Origin of the sequence: Ornithinibacillus proteolyticus (assembly GCF_039581225.1) — a bacterium.
GTDB classification, from domain to species: Bacteria; Bacillota; Bacilli; order Bacillales; family Amphibacillaceae; genus Ornithinibacillus; species Ornithinibacillus massiliensis.
On sequence record NZ_JBCPXV010000059.1, the window covers coordinates 1 to 16544 of the forward strand.

Annotated in this window: 13 protein-coding genes and 2 pseudogenes; 8 read left to right on the forward strand and 7 right to left on the reverse strand. The window is 37.9% G+C overall.

The genetic code is table 11. The features are described from left to right. Nucleotides 1-548: 548 nt before the first annotated feature. The 3 genes and pseudogenes from AAIB49_RS17600 to mgtE all read right to left on the reverse strand — a co-directional run. On the reverse strand, nucleotides 549-2261 hold the full coding sequence (locus AAIB49_RS17600; RefSeq protein ID WP_343458777.1) for a serine hydrolase domain-containing protein: 1713 nt from the start codon (nucleotides 2259-2261) through the stop codon (nucleotides 549-551). Between the two features lie 378 nt (nucleotides 2262-2639). Next, a complete protein-coding gene (locus AAIB49_RS17605; RefSeq protein WP_343458778.1) occupies nucleotides 2640-3287 on the reverse strand; it encodes a DUF421 domain-containing protein in 648 nt (215 codons plus the stop codon). A gap of 240 nt (nucleotides 3288-3527) precedes the next feature. Continuing rightward, nucleotides 3528-4169, reverse strand: a pseudogene (gene mgtE / locus AAIB49_RS17610) (magnesium transporter); the annotation flags it as partial. A 74-nt stretch (nucleotides 4170-4243) separates the two neighbouring features. Between mgtE and AAIB49_RS17615 the strand changes: the two are divergent. Beyond that, nucleotides 4244-4507, forward strand: a pseudogene (locus tag AAIB49_RS17615) (ABC transporter ATP-binding protein); the annotation flags it as partial. Nucleotides 4508-4870: 363 nt separating this feature from the next. Here AAIB49_RS17615 and AAIB49_RS17620 read toward each other — a convergent pair. Both AAIB49_RS17620 and AAIB49_RS17625 read right to left on the reverse strand, forming a co-directional pair. After that, nucleotides 4871-5857: a ketoacyl-ACP synthase III gene (locus AAIB49_RS17620; protein ID WP_343458779.1), complete on the reverse strand. Its 987-nt coding sequence runs from the start codon at nucleotides 5855-5857 to the stop codon at nucleotides 4871-4873. A gap of 82 nt (nucleotides 5858-5939) precedes the next feature. Continuing rightward, nucleotides 5940-6290, reverse strand: coding sequence for a hypothetical protein (locus tag AAIB49_RS17625; protein WP_339217089.1), 351 nt, complete (start codon nucleotides 6288-6290; stop codon nucleotides 5940-5942). 385 nt (nucleotides 6291-6675) lie between these two features. Here AAIB49_RS17625 and AAIB49_RS17630 point away from each other — a divergent pair, with 385 nt between their 5' ends. Genes AAIB49_RS17630 through AAIB49_RS17645 form a run of 4 tightly spaced genes read left to right on the forward strand, consistent with a single transcriptional unit; the run spans nucleotide 6676 to nucleotide 10207 of the window. Beyond that, nucleotides 6676-7332: a PspA/IM30 family protein gene (locus AAIB49_RS17630; RefSeq protein WP_339217088.1), complete on the forward strand. Its 657-nt coding sequence runs from the start codon at nucleotides 6676-6678 to the stop codon at nucleotides 7330-7332. A 31-nt stretch (nucleotides 7333-7363) separates the two neighbouring features. Next, the gene (locus AAIB49_RS17635; RefSeq protein ID WP_343458780.1) at nucleotides 7364-8392 is read left to right on the forward strand and encodes a TFIIB-type zinc ribbon-containing protein; all 1029 of its coding nucleotides are present in this window, start codon (nucleotides 7364-7366) and stop codon (nucleotides 8390-8392) included. Further along, nucleotides 8389-9168, forward strand: coding sequence for a TPM domain-containing protein (locus AAIB49_RS17640; RefSeq protein WP_343458781.1), 780 nt, complete (start codon nucleotides 8389-8391; stop codon nucleotides 9166-9168). The genes AAIB49_RS17635 and AAIB49_RS17640 overlap by 4 nt, the downstream gene beginning before the upstream one ends. Before the next feature lie 31 nt (nucleotides 9169-9199). After that, nucleotides 9200-10207 carry an SPFH domain-containing protein gene (locus AAIB49_RS17645; RefSeq protein ID WP_186869067.1) on the forward strand — a complete coding sequence of 336 codons (1008 nt, stop codon included), beginning with the start codon at nucleotides 9200-9202 and terminating at the stop codon, nucleotides 10205-10207. Between the two features lie 31 nt (nucleotides 10208-10238). On the opposite strand, the gene AAIB49_RS17650 is transcribed toward AAIB49_RS17645, so the two are convergent. Further along, nucleotides 10239-10367: a hypothetical protein gene (locus AAIB49_RS17650; protein WP_255488081.1), complete on the reverse strand. Its 129-nt coding sequence runs from the start codon at nucleotides 10365-10367 to the stop codon at nucleotides 10239-10241. 34 nt (nucleotides 10368-10401) lie between these two features. Next, on the reverse strand, nucleotides 10402-11736 hold the full coding sequence (locus AAIB49_RS17655) for a nucleotide sugar dehydrogenase (RefSeq protein WP_186869066.1): 1335 nt from the start codon (nucleotides 11734-11736) through the stop codon (nucleotides 10402-10404). 198 nt (nucleotides 11737-11934) lie between these two features. On the opposite strand from AAIB49_RS17655, the gene AAIB49_RS17660 reads away from it, so the two are divergent. The 3 genes from AAIB49_RS17660 to AAIB49_RS17670 all read left to right on the forward strand — a co-directional run bounded on the left by AAIB49_RS17660 (nucleotide 11935) and on the right by AAIB49_RS17670 (nucleotide 16260). Further along, nucleotides 11935-14118: a DegT/DnrJ/EryC1/StrS family aminotransferase gene (locus AAIB49_RS17660; RefSeq protein ID WP_343458783.1), complete on the forward strand. Its 2184-nt coding sequence runs from the start codon at nucleotides 11935-11937 to the stop codon at nucleotides 14116-14118. Then, nucleotides 14108-14803: an acyltransferase gene (locus AAIB49_RS17665; RefSeq protein WP_186869063.1), complete on the forward strand. Its 696-nt coding sequence runs from the start codon at nucleotides 14108-14110 to the stop codon at nucleotides 14801-14803. Before AAIB49_RS17660 ends, AAIB49_RS17665 begins: the two co-directional genes overlap by 11 nt. 434 nt (nucleotides 14804-15237) lie before the next feature. Beyond that, nucleotides 15238-16260, forward strand: coding sequence for an NTTRR-F1 domain (locus AAIB49_RS17670; protein ID WP_343458784.1), 1023 nt, complete (start codon nucleotides 15238-15240; stop codon nucleotides 16258-16260). Nucleotides 16261-16544: the final 284 nt, after the last annotated feature.

Sequence of the window (16544 nt, forward strand, 5' to 3'; positions counted from 1 at the left end):
CATTGAAAATGCCTCTATACTACTACCGCGCTCCGCTTGCTGGCCTCATCTTTGGTGTTGAAGTCGTAAGACTTCAACACCAAAGATGAGGTATATGTTCTCCCATAAACATTTTACTCTAACAACTGTTAAGAGAAGCATTTGATAGAAAAGATGGAAATGGAGTGATGAAGTGTTGGTGCAATTACTGAAGATGAAAGGGGAGTTGGAGAGATATATTTTAAAGGAAAATTCTTTAAGGAAATTGCTTAAAAATAAGTTAAAAACAGTAGAGTCTGTTGAAGGGTTTAGCAATGAAGATACTACTCACGTGGTAGATTTAAATAGGACTTTATATCGCAGGGGAGTCCTTTGGTATGGTATAGACCCTAAGTTAGTTTCTAATTTAACTTGTAGGAAGTGGAATCCAGTTAGATGTCCTTGTTTCTAAGTCAACTAGTAGTCTACCCATAAGTTTACTCAAAACTTATGGGTAGTAACTTAAAATAAGATTAGTCTTTATAAGAAAGAAGTTCTAACTTGGGCAGTGTGACAAATAACATATAGCTTTAATAATTACGTTTTACCCAATCGTCACTGACCCAATCTACCGGTAGTTTCGTATGAGAAGAATCATGGAGCGTTAGGTTTGCAACATACCAACCACGTCCATGATAATACGTGTCTGTATGATAGCGGAAACGGATATGTGTAGTCTCAGCTGGAATGGTTACTTCTTTCGATATCCAGTCAATACTAGTACCTGTGAATGGTTCGATTAGCTGTACCCAATTTTTCCCATCATATGATATTTCGACGATTCCAAAGTCTGCGTCTTGTTCTGTTCGATACCATGTATCAAATGTTAAAGTGGCATCTGTACCTAAATTTACCTCAGCGGTTAGTGTTCGATCTAAAAGGTCACCATATCCTGCAAACCATGCCCCATCTTTCTTATTAGGCATTGAGACAGGAATCGCATCAGCAACTAGCTCGGCAAATTGGCGTCTCGCTGGATTGGTTGAAACCGTATTTCGGCTCGGATGAACACGATTGGTTAGTAATATGGCGATGGTGTCGTTGTTTTGATTAATTACAATGGATGTACCAGTATATCCTGTATGTCCAAGGGAGGATGCCTCCGTTAGGCCTTCCATATACCACATCTGTGATAGCTCCCAACCAAGTCCATGATCATCACCAGGGAATTCTGGTATTTGATTTTCTACTAGTAGAGTAACCGTTTCAGGCTTTAATAATTGTGTTCCTCCATATCTACCTTCATTAAGAAACATATGTGCAAGAATGGCCAAGTCATGAGCAGTTGAAAAGACACCAGCATGACCTGCAACACCGTCAAGTGCCCATGCTTTTTCGTCATGAACTTGTCCCCATACAATACCTCTATCTGTCCATGGCATATACTCTGTTGCGGCAATTCGGTATTTTAATGATTCAGGTGGATTATACATCGTATCGTTCATATGAAGCGGATCTGTGATGGTTTCCTTGACATAGTGATCTAATCTTTGACCAGATAAGCGCTCAATCAGTATTCCTAACGTTATCATATTTAAATCACTATACGTATATGCGGTGCCAGGTTCATTTGTAAGTGGATACTGGAGTACATATTGGTGGCGATCCTCACGAGTCCCCTCTACATCATAGACAGGGGCGCTAGGTGGAAATCCGGATGTGTGGGTCATGAGTTGACGTATCGTCACATGCTGCTTTCCGTTTGTTGCGAATTCTGGAATATGTTTTGCGACAGGATCATCAAGTTGGAAAAGGCCATCTTCATACAGTTTCATTGCTGCCGTTGTTGTGAAAATCTTGCTAATCGAAGCAAGGTCAAAAATCGTGTCTTTTCTCATTAGTATTGGATTGTCTGCCTCAGTAAATTGATCGTCTTCGTATAAATAAGCATGTCCATACGCTTCGTGCTGAACAATATGTCCACTTCGAGCGACAAAGGTAACAGCACCAGGGAATGCTCCATTATCAATCATCGATTCCATTATGGAATCAATATTCGATAACGGCGCTTCTATCATTCCAGCGCCTCTGATAGAGCCAGGATGTAGAACTGGCGAGGATGGGACAGGATTACCCCAAGAAAATTTCGGATGTGGCTTAAGCGATGCCTTCTTAGGATGTTGTTTTTCAATCGTCGGTCCATTAAAAAAGTCGTACCCGGCTTGGGTTGTAGCACCAGTACTGAACAACGTCATGGTGACTAAGGCAATCGATAACATCATATAGACTAGTTTACGTAGCATGATTCTCCTCCTTATCATTTTTTTATAGCAGCAAGATCAATGATATAATTTGATTATAAAAAAAGAATTAGAAGGGGTATATGCAACTTAGGAATCAAAATTGGATAGAATTATTAAAATATTACGACTTATGTAGTGGGTGATTGGAAAGGATTTTTACAATAAAGGTGCGGTTACAGTCATGAACTTTTTCGTACCGAATAAATGTTGTTATAACAAATAGTTAACAAGATTAGTGACGAGACGAGATAGATTGACGCTCATAGTAAGATTAATTGGCATTCTACCTTCCTTGAAACTGGGGATAGGTGAAGCTTTATCGTTATGTTGAGAATCTCATACTCGGCCTGGAATTAATCTATCAATAAATATTTAAAACTAGACACGTCTATTCTGGTCCTTCTCTTGAATGTGAAATTCCTCGTTCATGTAGCTACAATAAAATATATTCTCTATTTGGTTGTGGCCCCTATTTTGTAGTTCAGTTAGTAACCATTCCTTTGTTCTTTTAAGTATTTTTAGATTGTTCTCTTGAATGATGCCATCTAAGATTAATGGTAAGGTAAAATGGCTATTTCCTTTTTTGAAGATAGATAACTTTCCGGACCTTTCTAAGACAGCATATTCTACTTCACTTATATCAGCGATTTCTGCTTGCCTTAATTGAAATAGAATATCATCTAAAGTATATTTATGCTTTCTGAGATTCTCTTCTATTAATTTGCCATTATCAATTAACATAACTGGCGTACCTTCAACTACTTTACGAAATTGTTGACTTTTTATTCCAAAGGTTTCGAGTGTTACTTGTAAGAGGATAAGTAAAAAGATAGGCGATAATGCTCTAATCATCGAGATGTTAATGTCTTCAATGGATATGACTGCTAGTTCTGCAATCATGAGGGAGACAATAATGTCAAGTAAGCTTATTTCTCCTAATTCCTTTTTACCCATTAAACGAAATAATAGTAATAGTACAATAAAAACGATTAGTGTTCGTAGTAAAGTAATGACGATTTCACCCAAACCCCAAATTCCTCCTAGACCATTAAACGTATACAGTTGGTATTATTCCATGTATAAAGTAATCCATTCATAGAGAAAGATGATAAATGATACTTACATGATTACTTAAGAAAAATTCGCGGGGATTACGGTGATAAGCGAATACTGTTTAACAGTAAGTTGTTAGTACACGTAAAAAATCCCCATATAAAAAACAGACAAGTATTTATCCGCATTTTATAAGGGGAATTTTTTTGATATCTACATTAAGTGGCTTATAAAAATTGTCGCAATGCCAAAGTAAATCATTAATGACAAAATATCATTTAAGGTTGTAATTAGTGGCCCGGATGCTACAGCAGGATCAATTTTAAAATGATGGAGAATTAATGGAATGATAGTTCCTGCTAATGTTCCGATAATAAGAGTGACCACTAAAGTACTACCGACAACGAGTCCTAGTATCGGACTACCTTGCCAAATATACGCAATTACGGAAATCAGAATTCCGCAAGTTACGCCGATAATAATACCTACTAATAGCTCTCTACAAATAATCTTGGCTATCACGACTTTGTTAATATCTCGTGTAGTAAGCCCTCTAACAACTACAGCCAATGACTGTGTACCCGTATTTCCAGTCATTCCTGCGAACATAGGCATGAAGAATGCTAAAGCGACAACTTTTTCAAGTGTTTCTTCAAAAGTACTGACAATCGTTCCGGATATTAATCCAATAAACAATAGCAGAATTAGCCAAGGTAATCTCCGATAGGCTGCTACTGGTGCTTTCGTATCAAAGTCAATATCTTTACCTGAAGCTGACAATTTCTCTATGTCTTCTGTCGCTTCTTTCATTAGTACATCGATCATGTCATCAACTGTAAGAATCCCAACTAACACATGGTAGCAGATATACTTCAGGAGCTCGACAAAGAACAACAACAGAATCTCTTAAATAAATTGGACGCCAAAATTTTGGAGATGAACCTACCGGAGCATTGGACTCCAAAGCAACAGCAGAAATTATGTCCATCCTTACTGAAATTAATAAACAAGGAACAACGATTCTACTAGTTACCCACGATGCTAAAGTAGCAGCGAAAACGGATAGGGTGTTGTTAATGGCGGATGGAAAGCTCGTCGGAGAGAAGAAAATGAGTAAATATAATACCCAATTTGACGATAGCAAGAGAAGAGAAGAAAGCATTATGCGATGGTTAATGGAAAAGGGATTCTAAATTAATGATAAACATAGCGGGAAGGCGATTTTGACCATTTAGTTGTGGATATGTGTCCATTGTGGCAATTCGTATTTTTACTATGGGCTAGTAGTGAAGGCTAACATAAAGCTCGATTAGCATATACCTTGCTCCGGAAGTATACCTAACTTGATATGATGGAGGTTACCTCTTCATGAGGAGGACACTATTATCTTATGAAGTATAGGTATATTTCCAGGGCTAGTATGGATTCGTATTCATTTGTTTCGCTCTTACTTCTGTTATAAATCGATTCTATTTATTATTAGAGTAAACCATGCTTACGTTATGTTTAGGTAACGAAAGGGAAATTTAGTAAGCAAGGTGATATCTAGAAATCTATTAATAGCGAAATAGCATCGTAATAAACTCGTGGCCACCACCAATGGTCCAGAATAATGCTAAGTCACCACGCTTTATCCTACCAGTTTCAATCCCTTCATGGAGGGCAATAAATGGACTACTTGTCCCAGTATAGCCATACTCATCCCCTACATAAATGATTTTTTCCTGCGGTATATTAAAGCGCTCTTGTATTTTATCAATATTCACTTTAGCAAATTGAGATAAGCAGAAAACATCGACATCTTCAATAGTGAGCTGATTTCTCTCTAATATGGTTTCAAACATGTCATAAGTATAAGGTAGAGACATCGTTCCATCAAATGGAAGCCAGCGCATCGATTCTGCTCTTTCTCCAGCTTTAATGGTTTGGGCTAGTCCCTTCTCTGGAAATAAAATATTATTTCGATTACTAGAGTCTACTTCGAACATAGCATCTATAAAGCCTGTTTCTTCCTCGGTCTTTTCTAAGATAACTGCGCTAGCAGCATCTCCGAAGTTAGCATAAGTCATCGCATCATTTGGATCGGCCACTAAAGAAAGATAATCAGAGCCTACCACAAGGGCTGTATCAACATGAGGGTTAGACATCATGTATCGTGAAGCCTGTTCTACTGCAATTGTCATTCCAGCACAATTGGCATTCATATCGAAAATAACCGTACCTTTTTTTGCTTCAATGGCATGATGAAGGAACATAGCATTGGTAGGAACAGTGACTTCAGGTACTTGACTCGAAAAGACAATCATATCGATATCCTTTCCTTCTAGCTCAGCCTTTTTTAACACCCGATTGGCAGCCTCAATCGCCATTGTATTCGTATTTTCCTCTTGATTATCAATTACATAACGCTTGTTTCTACCCATTATATGCAAGAAATTTGTTATATCTTTTCCTTGTTTTTGAAAGTGTTCAACGTATACAGCATTGTCAACTTGTTTTTTTGCATGATAAACATCCACTGCTTTAATTCTGATATTAGTCATAATATACCTCTCGAATAATTTAGTAGATACAAAGAATGGTAAAAAAGGTAGGGAAACGTAATGGTTCCTTACCTTCATTAAACTAATATTTTTGAACGACCTCGAAATTGTCTAATCCAACTTTTTTTGCCAAGCGGTTTAATTGCATGGAAATGATAGCACTCTTGCTAATTCCTACTTCTACTTTTTTAAATCCAGATGATTTATACAGTTCTAAACAGCTCTCAAGAGTTGGTATCATCTGTTGGGTTACGACATCCAAATCTCTGCAATCAAATTCTAAAACAAATTCACTTGCATTAATGGATGATACCTTCTTTTGATAATCATCAATAAACTGTTGAGCTTTTTCAGGGGTAAAGGTACCACTTACGGTCATGTCAATCGTCTTCTTTGCTACATTAACCTTCATTGTATAAGTTCCATCAGCCATAGTGAAATTCAGCTCCTCTTTTGAAATATAGGAGTTACGTATCATTACGATGCTTTACTATGATTATTTTTCATTCAAAACTTAAATAATGAACAACTCCCACTATATTATCGACATTTAATAAAATCTTTTAAATATAAATTAATGGTTTTATCCAATTATGTGAATCATGTTAAAAGCCTGTAATACTAGTGTACTAGTTACTCTACATGTGAATAAGCATAGGATAATCACTAGATGAGGGTATAGAGGTAGGAGCGTTTTGTCTTTTGGGTAGGTTATTCCTAAGAAGGAAGCGACAACCATGTTTTTAGTTTCCTGAAACTTTTTACGCTATACAACCGTATTTATAGTACTATAGAAAGTAGGGGAGTGGTGAGCGGAAATGAGTACTTTCAAACGAATTCGAGCTATTTTAGCAAGCAATATAGAAGAGAAATTTAGAAAAGAAGAAGACCCGGAAGTAGAAGTAAACCGGTTTATTCGCGAAATAGAGCAGGACTTAAGAGATTTAAATGTGGAAAGTGATGCAGCAATAACAGCGATGAATCGTACACGTAGACAGCTTGAGGAATGCAAATCAGAAATGAAAAAGATGGAGCGTTATGCGATTAAATCCCTTGAAGTAGACGATGAGGATAAAGCACGGAGATTTTTAATGGAAAAGGCTAATCTGAAGGTGAAGCTACAGGATTTGGAAAAGCAATATGAGCTTGCCTCTCTGAAGGCTGAACAAATGAAGCTTGCCCAAGAGAAGTTAAAGTATGATGTAATGGAGCTCAAAAATAAACGGGATACTTTAGTAGGACGACTACAAGCTGCAGAAAGTAAGAAGAAAGCAATGGAGAATGGTCCGTCTCAATCAAACGTTCGTTTAACAAAGTTTGATCAGTTAGAGGAAAAAGCCAATCGGGCGTTGGCAGAGGCTGAAGCTCTGGAAGAATTACGGTATGGACTCGATTCTGACATAGAGGCCATTTCCTCACCATATGATGAAAGTATTGATATAGAGATGGCAGCATTAAAAGATAAACTAAAATAGCATATAAAATAAGGGGATATGAGGTGATCACATGATAATTCATTATAAATGTCCTAACTGTGGCGATGATATGGCATTTGATTCAGTATCTGGTAACCTATCATGCGCAAGCTGTGGGCGTAATGACTCGATTGAAGAATTCTCGGATGACTATATATTCAATACATTTTCAGAAGATGAAGCGAAGGAATACGAATGTAATAACTGTGGTGCGGCCGTAATCACAGATGCAGATACGTCAGCTACCTCTTGTAGTTTCTGTGGTGCAGGAGTCGTACTAGCTGACCGAGTATCTGGAAGCCTTGCTCCAGACATGGTTTTACCATTCCAGATTAGTAAGGAACAAGCAATGGAAGCCTTTAAGAAATGGTGTAAAAATGGTCGCCTTACTCCGGATGGTTTTATGACGGCTGACCGCATTAAGAACATAACTGGAATGTATGTGCCTTTTTGGCTTTATGATTTACATAGTGTTGCAGAAGTACGAGCAAAGGCTACGAAAGTAAGGAGTTATACGCGAGGAGACTATATTTATACAGAAACGAAGTATTATGATGTCGAGCGAAAGATTGATTTAACCTTTCAGAAGGTTCCTGTAGACGCATCAAAGAAGATGAACGATGAATTAATGGATAAACTAGAGCCGTATGATTTTGGGAAGTTAAAAGACTTTAAGACAGCTTATCTGGCAGGCTATCTAGCAGAAAAATATAATTATAACAATAAAGATCTACTGCCTAGGGTAAAGTCTAAGGTGAGCAGTTACATTAATAAATACGTAAGTTCGACGATTAATGGATACTCCTCCGTTAAATACGTAGATCAAAACATTAATACTAGAGAAAGAAAAGCCCATTATGTTTTACTACCGGTTTGGATGGTGTATTACGACTTTGATAAACAGGAGCATACATTTGCAATGAATGGTGTTACCGGAAAGGTAGTTGGAAAGCCACCCCTTAGCAAGAAGAAGATTGCTGCTTGGTGGGGGAGTATTGCTGCTATTTCATTTATTGGAATGAAAATCCTCTCCTTTGCAATTGGGGGTGAACTTTTATGAGGGATATAAAAAAGGTAATATTCGCTAGTATTCTATTTCTTCTCTTTATATGTAGTTCATCTTTCACAGTTTTCGCCGATGGTTCAACACAACGTATTTATGATTATGCTAACCTATTATCGGATGAAGAAGTTGAAGCCCTAGAACAGTTAGCTGATGAACATAGTGAAAAAAGGAAGACCGATTTTATTATCGTTATTACAGAAGATACCGATGGAAAAACAGTAGAGCAGTATATGGCAGACTTTTATGATGAAATGGCTTTTGGATATGATAAGCCCCATGGAAGTACAGTCATACTGGCAATAGATATAGATAATCGGGATTTCTATATCGCAAGCTTTGAAGGTGCACAAAAACATTTAGATAGTCAACGAGTAGATTTACTATTTAACGAACTTGTTCCTCCATTATCGGCTGATAAATATTTTGATGCATTTAAGACATTTGTGGAAACTGGGTCACGATACATGCGTTATATGCCAGGTGTTAATCCCGAAAGTATTATATTTGATACATGGTTTCACGTTATAATAGCGTTACTAATAGGTGGGATAATTGTTGGAACAATGGCATATAACTCTGGTGGAAAAGTAACAGTAAATGAACGAACTTATACCGGGGACTTTAAAGTTTTAAAACGTAAAGATATTTTCCTAACCAAGAATGTAACCAAACGTAAAAAACCTTCTAATAACAACCGCGGAGGAAGCGGAGGTGGCGGTGGGGTTACCCGGGGAGGGAGCTCATATACTGGTAAAGGTGGTAGCTTTTAATATTAATTAATGAATGAGAGGAAGTTTATAAATGGCTTTTTTTAGAAATCAATTTTCAGATGTAATCGAATGGGAAGAATTTCGCGATGATATGATATTTTGGAAATGGAATAATAAGGAGATAAAAAAGGGAAGTAGATTAATACTTCGTCCTGGTCAGGATGCTATCTTTCTATCAAATGGTAAAATAGAAGGAATCTTTAAGGAAGAGGGAGACTATAATATCGAATCAGAGATTATCCCCTTCCTATCAACTCTAAAAGGCTTCAAGTTCGGATTTAACAGTGGTCTCCGGGTCGAAGTAATTTTTGTTAATACGAAAATCTTCAATGTGAAATGGGGTACTAGAAGTGCAATTAATATTCCAGCACCCCAGTTGAACCTTCCAGGAGGTTTACCAATTAGAGCGAATGGAACTTTCGAATTTAAAGTAAATGATTATATTACGTTAATCGATAATATAGCTGGTGTAAAAAGTCGCTATCTAGTCGATGATGTGAAAATCCGTATCACTTCTATTTTAGATCAATTGCTAATGAAGTGGATTACTCGAGAGGGTAAGGACTTATTTAATTTACAAGCTAATGGATTAGAAATATCAAGAGGTATTCGTGAAGATTTAGATATGGAAATCCATGATATGGGGATGACACTAACTGGCTTTAGCGTGAGTAGCTTTAACTATCCAAAAGAAGTGCAGGAAATGGTGAATAAGAGTGCGAAACATAGTATGGTCGGTGATGTATCAAAATACCAGCAAATCGAAGTAACGGATGCAATGTCTTCCGGGAAAATGCAAGGTTCAGGAACTGCTGGTGATATGGCTGGTATGATGATGGGTATGACAATGGCAAATGAAATGATGAAAAATATAAACCCATCCACTAATCAGGAACAGCAACAAAACCAACAGCAAGGACAGCCTGCTCAGCAATCTACTAATCAATCCTCCGGAACAGGGCCTAATTTCTGTCCTAACTGTGGGAATAAAGCAAGTGGAGCAAATTTCTGCTCGAATTGTGGGTATAAACTAGTCTAATTAGTAAGTAAAATAAATCCCCGAAGGTCGGTTAAGATGTCTTTGGGGATTTATTATTTATTACTGTTTTTTTCTTTCCACAGCCACAACCACCAGCAACTCGTTTTGCAACTAGTTTTTTTCGATCCGTATTTACTTTAACTAATGGTTTTGCTTTCAAGATGAACAGCTCCTTTTGGTAGGAATTTTACAATCTACAGACTAATAATCTCAATGCTTTCTCCAAACACCCTATTGGTACATAATCCCTTCACATCAACAATCAATCCCGTATTATCTTTAAATAAATTATAAAAATCATCGTCATGCATCTCGCGAAATTGTTTGTGAGAAACTGCTAGAATTATAATATCAAAGTTAATCAGATCTTCCTTTTCTACTATTGGCAAATTGAAATCCTCTGGCAGATCCTGTTGATTAATAATAGGATCATAGGCTACAACATGTAACCCATCGTTCTGTAATTTATGACCTATTTCGATAGATTTCGAGTTCCGTAAATCTGGAACATCCTCTTTAAAGGTAAGCCCTAATAATCCCACCTTCAGCCCGTTGTGATTATACCCCTTCTCCTCAATATATCGATTAACAATGGAGACTACTTCAGTAGACATTCGATCATTTACTGACCTTGCTATTGTCATTAGCTCCGGTGTGTACCCTTCTTGCTTTGCTTTATAGATGAAATAATATGGGTCCACTCCGATACAATGCCCCCCAACTAAACCGGGATTAAAAGGAATGAAGTTCCATTTAGTCCTTGCTGCTTCTAGCACTTCATGTGTTTGTAAACCTAGGTGCCTAAAAATAATAGATAGTTCATTCATAAAAGCAATGTTAATATCCCGTTGGGTGTTTTCAACTAGTTTAGCTGCCTCTGCTACTGGTATAGAGCTAGCTTTAAATACCTTAGCATCTATGACACTTTGGTAAAGAGCATATATTTTATCTAGTGTTTGTTTGTCCTGTGCAGCAACAATTTTTTCTGTGGTTGAAAAGGTATGAGATGTATCACCAGGGTTTATCCGTTCTGGCGAATAGCCAACAAAGAAATCTTGACCACAGTGAAGAGTTGAGCATTTCTCTAGTAATGGAATACAAACTTCTTCTGTTGCACCAGGGAAAACGGTTGATTCATAAATAATGACAGTATTCCTTCGCATATTTTCCCCTACTGTTTTCGAGGCATTAATAAGATGTGATAAGTCAGGTTCTTGCTTTTCATTTAGAGGCGTAGGAACACAGATAATGATGACATCACATACATGTAGACGGGTAGCATCTAGTGTGAACTCTATAGAAGCGTCTTTTAAGGATTGGCTTGTCACTTGATTAGTAGTGTCCACATGCTGTTTCAAGGAATGTATCCTTTCCGGTTTTACATCGTATCCAATTACCTGGTATTTCTTTGAAAATCCAAGTGTAACAGGAAGCCCAACATACCCTAAACCTACAACGGCTATGGTTGGATTATAATTATAAGTTGCCCTTATATCTCTAGTCTTTGATACTAAATTTTTTGGTTTCATAGTGTAACGATCCTCTCTAATATAGAGCTAATACTTTATATGAAATCATTTCAGAGACTGTTCCAAGATATAAGATAAAAAGGCTTAAATACTAGGGCACTAGTTGAATTGTTATATTCCCTCTAATACGCCGTTCCCCAAAACCCTTCGCTTCAATACAAATATAAACATATAAATCTAGTAATAAGGAGTGAAGAGATGATCCCACTAATTGATTTAAAAAAACAATTCGCCTCGATTCATCAGGAAATGAAGGATGCGATTATTCAAGTTTTGGAAAGTGGCAATTATATATTAGGACCAAAGGTTAGTGAATTGGAAAAAGAAATTGCCAAACGATTAGGGGTAAAGCATGCTATAGCAGTAGGAAATGGTACTGATGCATTAGTTCTAACTTTAGAGGCTTTTGGTATCGGGCAAGGTGATGAGGTAATTACAACCCCGTTTACTTTTTTTGCAACATCTGAGGCAATTACTCGAGTTGGCGCAACTCCGGTATTTGTTGATATAGATCCAAAAACTTTTCTTTTAGATGCTAATAAACTACAAGAGAAAATAACTTCCAAAACAAAGGCCATCATCCCGGTCCATTTATTTGGGTTACCAGCTGATATGGATGAGATACAGTCTATCGCAAATAAACACAATTTAGTAGTGATTGAAGATGCAGCACAAGCCTTTGGAGCAGTATATAAGGAGAAAGCTGTCGGGAGTATTGGAGATGCTGGGTGTTTTTCATTCTTTCCTACAAAGAATTTAGGAACAGTAGGGGATGGTGGCATGATTACGACATCTAATGATACTGTGGCGCAAACGATTAGGAGATTACGAGTCCATGGCAGTAAAAAAAAGTACTATCATACAGAACCAGGTTATAATAGTAGGCTTGATGAAATACATGCTGCTATATTATTAGTTTGCTTAAGGGAGATTGATCACTGGAACGAGCGGCGAAATGCAATTGCTGATTACTACTCCTTAAGGTTGAAAGAAACAAATGGAATAGAATTACCAATGCGCATGTCGGACCGATCCCATGTCTATCACTTGTATTGTATAAAATCATCCAATAGAGAGGAATTCATTACATTGCTCAAGAATGCCTCAATCCAGACAGGAATATATTATCCTTTATGTTTACACCTACAAGATGCAAATAAAACCTTAGGTTACAGACATGGGGATTTCCCAATAGCAGAGAGTGTGTCGAAGGAAGTATTTGCTATTCCAATGCATCCATTTCTTTCAAAGGAAGATCAAAATAAAATAATTAAAATAATTAAACGAGCAAGTGATCCAACTATGAAATATACTGTGGGACTTATAGGCTGTGGGTATATTGCTAATCGGCATATTGATACTATTAGCAAGATAAAAGCGCTGGATTTAGTGGCAGTCAGTGATATTGATGAAAGTAAAATGGATAGCATAATGCAAGAATACAGACAGTTAACAGAGCAAAGGAAAGAGATTTTAGCATATAAGAAATATGAAGATTTACTAGAAGATGAGCGGATTGACATAGTAATTATTGCGACAGTATCTAGTTTGCATGCAGATATGGCGATTCAGGCACTGTTGCATCATAAGCATGTGGTCTTAGAGAAACCATTAGCGCTTTCCATTGACGATGCAAATACTATAGCAGAAGTATCGTCGATAGTAGGTAAGCGTGTCTTAGTTTGTCATCAATTACGCTATCGCCCAGTAATGAGTAGGATAAAGGAATTAATTGAGCAAGGTGCGTTAGGCGAACTGTACTTTGGCGTTGCATCCATGCGTATTAATCGTTCTAGCCAGTATTATAATTCTGCCTGGAAAGGTACTTGGGAAAAAGATGGTGGAATGTTATTAAATCAAGGAGTTCACTTAATTGATTTATTGATTTGGTTCATGGGAGATGTACAAATGGTTACAGGGGAAATTGACCGTAAACTCGATGTGAAAAGCACAGAAGATATTGCACTAGGTATTCTTACGTTTGAAAATGGGGCTAAGGGTATAATAGAGGCTAATACCATCACGCTACCCAACAATCTTGGTTACTACTTAACCGTATTTGGAGAAAAAGGAACCATTTCAATTGGTGGTCCTTCTTTTAATATATTGGAGCGATGTTATCTCCCCAACCCATTTGATACGGAAGAACTCAAAACGTTATTAAAGGATAATAATGAACATGTGTATATGTATCAACATTTTATTGACGCATTAGAGAAGGAAGACGAGGTTTTACTAGGAAACGAAAAAGAAGCTATGCGTTCACTTATGACGATATTTGCGTTATATGAATCTGCAAGAGAAGATAAAAAAGTATCCCTTCCTATTAGATCTTTTGCTACGAAAGAAATGAATGTAAGGAGAGAGGTAAATGATCCATAATAAGGCCGTTATAGGAGGAAATGTTAAGCTGGGGGAACATGTCATAATCGAGGAAAATGTAAGAATTGGAGATAATGTGGTTATTGGGAATCATGTTGTTATTAAAAGTGGAACTAGAATTGGAGATAACGTTACTGTAGAGGATCTATCTGTTCTAGGAAAATTACCTGCCTCGAATAACAAAATGGCGAGGAAACCGAACCTATCAGCTCCTTTATTGGAAATACATGACCAAGTTACAATTGGTTGTAATACAGTCCTATATAGTGGATCAGTAATCTGCCAAGGTGTATTTATTGGTGATTTAGCAAGTATACGAGAAAACGTTAAAATAGGAGAAGAAAGTATTGTTGGTAGAAATGTTATGGTGGAGACGAATACGGAGATTGGTAAACGAGTTACGGTACAAACTGGGACATATATTACTGCAGATATGGTAATTGAAGATGAAGTATTTATTGGCCCGTGTTGTAGCACGTCAAATGATAAATATATGGGTAGACGAAATTATCCACATAAAGGACCAATTATAAAAAAGGGAGCTAGAATTGGTAATAATGCTACACTTCTCCCTGGAATAGTAATTGGCATAGGGGGAGTTGTTGGAGCGGGAGCTGTAGTAACTAAAGATGTATTGGACTATAAAGTGGTTGTGGGTAATCCGGCCAGAGCATTAGATGAGTAAAACAATAATAGAAAAGAACCTCCATTCTATGGGAATTAGAATAGAGGTTCTCTTTTAATACTAAAAATTAGCTATTGATCAACCCTATATAGCTAATTTTTTTAATTTAAATCCTCTCTATCCAATATTAGAGAATCCCTTACTTATTATTTTCCATAAATTATAGAGTTTAATATAGCAATGTAGAATTCCATATCCTTTCAATTTACTAGATTATGGAAATTATGATATGTATTGTCCATTTAGTAGATAGAGCGAAATAAGGTTAATTGTTGCAGACTAATTGTTCTGCCCCTGTAAGAAAGCACATTTCATATTGGAATAGGTTAACCGCCTGAACAAGCATATCGATATTACATACTATAATTTTGAAGTTTCAATACTATAAAAATTAGTAATGGAACTTAAATTAAATAGTAAAGGAGGAAGTTAGGTTGGCAATAAATAACTTAATAGTCAATGGCAGCTTTGAAACTGGTGATCTTTCCAGTTGGGAGTCACTAAATGTTAATGTTACAAATGAACATGCTCACGTAGGAGTATATTCTGCTAGATTCGCTGGTGGTTCTGCAAATGCTTTCTTATCACAAGTAGTACCGGCTGAAGCTGGTGGAAGTTATGAACTTCTAGTTTCATTAGCTAAAGACAATGAACAACCAAGTCCTATTATCAACTTAGAGGTTGCATTTTTGGATAGCTCTAATAATGTTCTCGGCATTGGATTAGAAACTATTATTGGATATGATAATATTCCACTTGTTATAAATAATACTTGGTTAGGAGCATACCAGACGACAAGTGTTGCACCAGCTGGTACTACTCAAGCCAGGGTAACTATTTCAAAGCCTATTAGTGCACTACGAGCCCCTGCTATCTATGTTGATGATGTTGCACTCTTAGAGGCTGATGGTTCAAACGGATTACCAGGTCCAACAGGCCCAACCGGCCCAACGGGAGCAACCGGGGCAACGGGAGCAACCGGCCCAGCCGGAGCCACGGGAGCAACCGGGGCAACGGGAGCAACAGGAGCAACCGGGGCAACGGGAGCAACAGGAGCAACCGGGGCAACGGGAGCAACAGGTCCAGCCGGAGCAACAGGAGCAACCGGGGCAACGGGAGCAACCGGGGCAACGGGAGCAACAGGTCCAGCCGGAGCAACAGGAGCAACGGGAGCAACAGGTCCAGCCGGAGCAACAGGAGCAACCGGGGCAACGGGAGCAACCGGGGCAACGGGAGCAACAGGTCCAGCCGGAGCAACGGGAGCAACAGGTCCAGCCGGAGCAACCGGGGCAACAGGTCCAGCCGGAGCAACCGGGGCAACAGGTCCAGCCGGAGCAACCGGGGCAACAGGTCCAGCCGGAGCAACAGGAGCAACAGGAGCAACGGGAGCAACCGGCCCAACCGGCCCAACAGGTCCAACGGGTCCAACCGGAGCAACAGGTCCGGCAGGAGCTTAAATATCTAAAATAATATAAAAACTTACCAACCAAGACATTTTAAGAAATAGTTAAAGGGGCTGGGACATAACTAGCCAAGAATAATAAAAAAATGGTTCCGATCATCGTTTTTGGATGATTGGAACCATTTTCATTAGGCTATTGTCATTTTTTTAAGTTAACTCGCTTTAGAGGCGGTGTACTTCCTTAGATTCACCGCCATTAACGCAAATCCTAATTCATTTTCTACTTTGGATTTGCCCCTCACTGACATTCGAGTGAAGCGCAAATTAGCCTTCAAAAAT

What these genes read in the sequence shown, in the direction of transcription:
- AAIB49_RS17620 (WP_343458779.1), bottom strand. Translation starts at nt 5,857, where the DNA reads ATGACTAATATCAGAATTAAAGCAGTGGATGTTTATCATGCAAAAAAA.
- AAIB49_RS17600 (WP_343458777.1), bottom strand. Translation starts at nt 2,261, where the DNA reads ATGCTACGTAAACTAGTCTATATGATGTTATCGATTGCCTTAGTCACC.
- AAIB49_RS17630 (WP_339217088.1), top strand. Translation starts at nt 6,676, where the DNA reads ATGAGTACTTTCAAACGAATTCGAGCTATTTTAGCAAGCAATATAGAA.
- AAIB49_RS17645 (WP_186869067.1), top strand. Translation starts at nt 9,200, where the DNA reads ATGGCTTTTTTTAGAAATCAATTTTCAGATGTAATCGAATGGGAAGAA.
- AAIB49_RS17640 (WP_343458781.1), top strand. Translation starts at nt 8,389, where the DNA reads ATGAGGGATATAAAAAAGGTAATATTCGCTAGTATTCTATTTCTTCTC.
- AAIB49_RS17660 (WP_343458783.1), top strand. Translation starts at nt 11,935, where the DNA reads ATGATCCCACTAATTGATTTAAAAAAACAATTCGCCTCGATTCATCAG.
- AAIB49_RS17625 (WP_339217089.1), bottom strand. Translation starts at nt 6,290, where the DNA reads ATGGCTGATGGAACTTATACAATGAAGGTTAATGTAGCAAAGAAGACG.
- AAIB49_RS17665 (WP_186869063.1), top strand. Translation starts at nt 14,108, where the DNA reads ATGATCCATAATAAGGCCGTTATAGGAGGAAATGTTAAGCTGGGGGAA.
- AAIB49_RS17655 (WP_186869066.1), bottom strand. Translation starts at nt 11,736, where the DNA reads ATGAAACCAAAAAATTTAGTATCAAAGACTAGAGATATAAGGGCAACT.
- AAIB49_RS17635 (WP_343458780.1), top strand. Translation starts at nt 7,364, where the DNA reads ATGATAATTCATTATAAATGTCCTAACTGTGGCGATGATATGGCATTT.